Annotated in this window: 2 rRNA genes (1 of these 2 running past the window's edge); both read right to left on the bottom strand. The window is 51.5% G+C overall.

Annotation, left to right across the window (positions count from 1 at the left end):
* Positions 1-94 precede the first annotated feature (94 nt).
* Positions 95-210 (bottom strand): 5S ribosomal RNA (rrf, locus tag ACP15Y_RS16370).
* 103 nt (positions 211-313) lie between these two features.
* Positions 314-2354 (bottom strand): 23S ribosomal RNA (locus ACP15Y_RS16365); it runs 678 nt beyond the window's last position.

Genomic DNA, 2354 nt, shown 5'->3' with positions numbered 1-2354 from the left:
CCCCCTTCAGCAAACAAAAAACCCCACTGGCTATTTCTAGCTAGTGGGGTTTTGATATTATTTACATCGATTGAGCTATTTTTGCTTTTAGCAGACTTGGCAACGACCTACTCTTCCATGCCTTAAGACAAAGTACCATCGGCGCTGAGGTGTTTAACGTTCGAGTTCGGAATGGGATCGTGTTCTGAGCACCACGCTATAATCACCAAGTCGGCAAAAAGCAAAAACGTGAAGTTAAATATATGTACTAGGCGAACCTAGTGATGATGTTCGTGTTTGGTAAATGGTGTTTTACGGACATTGATTAATGAGAACAATCAAGCCAATCGAGCTATTAGTACCAGTAAGCTTCACACATTGCTGCGCTTCCACACCTGGCCTATCAACGTGGTGGTCTCCCACGGCTCTCAAGGGAATGCTAGTTTCGAAGGAGGCTTCCCGCTTAGATGCTTTCAGCGGTTATCCCGTCCAGATATAGCTACCCTGCTATGCGGCTGGCGCCACAACAGGTCCACCAGAGATCTGTTCACCCCGGTCCTCTCGTACTAGGGGCAACTCTTCTCAACATTCCTACACCCACGGCAGATAGGGACCGAACTGTCTCACGACGTTCTAAACCCAGCTCGCGTACCGCTTTAATTGGCGAACAGCCAAACCCTTGGGACCTGCTCCAGCCCCAGGATGCGATGAGCCGACATCGAGGTGCCAAACAATGCCGTCGATATGGACTCTTGGGCATCATCAGCCTGTTATCCCCGGCGTACCTTTTATCCGTTGAGCGATGGCCCTTCCACGCGGGACCACCGGATCACTATGACCGACTTTCGTCTCTGCTCGACTTGTCAGTCTCGCAGTCAGGCGGGCTTATGCCATTGCACTCGACGACCGATTTCCGACCGGTCTGAGCCCACCATCGCGCGCCTCCGTTACTCTTTGGGAGGCGACCGCCCCAGTCAAACTACCCACCACACACTGTCCCGGACGCTGTTACGCCGCGGTTAGACATACATGACGATAAGGGTGGTATCTCACATTGCGGCTCCATAGCAACTGGCGTCACTATTTCAAAGCCTACCACCTATTCTGCACATGCCGACACGAATGCCAGTGTGAAGCTATAGTAAAGGTGCACGGGGTCTTTCCGTCTAACCGCAGGAACCCCGCATCTTCACGGGGAGTTCAATTTCGCTGAGTCTATGCTGGAGACAGTGGGGAAGTCGTTACGCCATTCGTGCAGGTCGGAACTTACCCGACAAGGAATTTCGCTACCTTAGGACCGTTATAGTTACGGCCGCCGTTTACTGGGGCTTCAATTCAATGCTCTCACATCTCCTTTTAACCTTCCAGCACCGGGCAGGCGTCAGACCCTATACGTCGTATTGCTACTTCGCAGAGCCCTATGTTTTTAGTAAACAGTCGCCACCCCCTGGTCTGTGCCACCCTCCCATAGTTGCCTACGAAAGGGTCACGCTTATCCCGAAGTTACGCGTGCAATTTGCCGAGTTCCTTCAGCATAGTTCTCTCAAGCGCCTTAGTATTCTCTACCTGTCCACCTGTGTTGGTTTAGAGTACGGTCTTAACGGTGGAGCTATTTCCTGGAACTTGCTCACTGCCAGAACCAATCCGATAAGGACTGACAGATCTGCAAATTCGTCACTACCACCAGGTTCAGGAATATTAACCTGATTCCCATCGTCTACGACTTTCGTCCTCGACTTAGGGGCCGACTAACCCTGCGCTGATTAGCATTGCGCAGGAACCCTTGGACTTTCGGCGAGAGTGTCTCTCACACTCTTTATCGCTACTCATGTCAGCATTCGCACTTCTGATACCTCCAGGACCCCTCACGGGTATCCCTTCGCAGACTTACAGAACGCTCCGCTACCGCTTGCACAAAGTGCAAACCCTAAGCTTCGGTGCATGGTTTGAGCCCCGGTACATTTTCGCCGCAGGAACGCTTGACCAGTGAGCTGTTACGCTATCTTTAAAGGATGGCTGCTTCTAAGCCAACCTCCTGGTTGTCTATGCATTCCCACAAGCTTTCCCACTTAACCATGACTTTGGGACCTTAGCTGTAGGTCAGGGCTGTTTCCCTCTCCACTACGGACCTTAGCACCCGCAGTGTGTCTGCCAGATATTACTTCCAGGTATTCGGAGTTTGGTTAGGTTTGGTAATCCGTTGGGGACCCCTAGCCCATCCAGTGCTCTACCCCCTGGAGTATTCGTCTGACGCTCTACCTAAATAGATTTCGCGGAGAACCAGCTATTTCCAAGTTTGATTGGCCTTTCACCCCTAGCCACAGGTCATCCCGTTCTTTTTCAACAGAAGTGGGTTCGGCCCTTCAGTAAGTGTT

The organism is Maritalea sp. S77, from assembly GCF_049801075.1.
Taxonomy (GTDB): domain Bacteria; phylum Pseudomonadota; class Alphaproteobacteria; order Rhizobiales; family Devosiaceae; genus Maritalea.
This window is presented reverse-complemented; position numbering and strand designations above follow the sequence as displayed.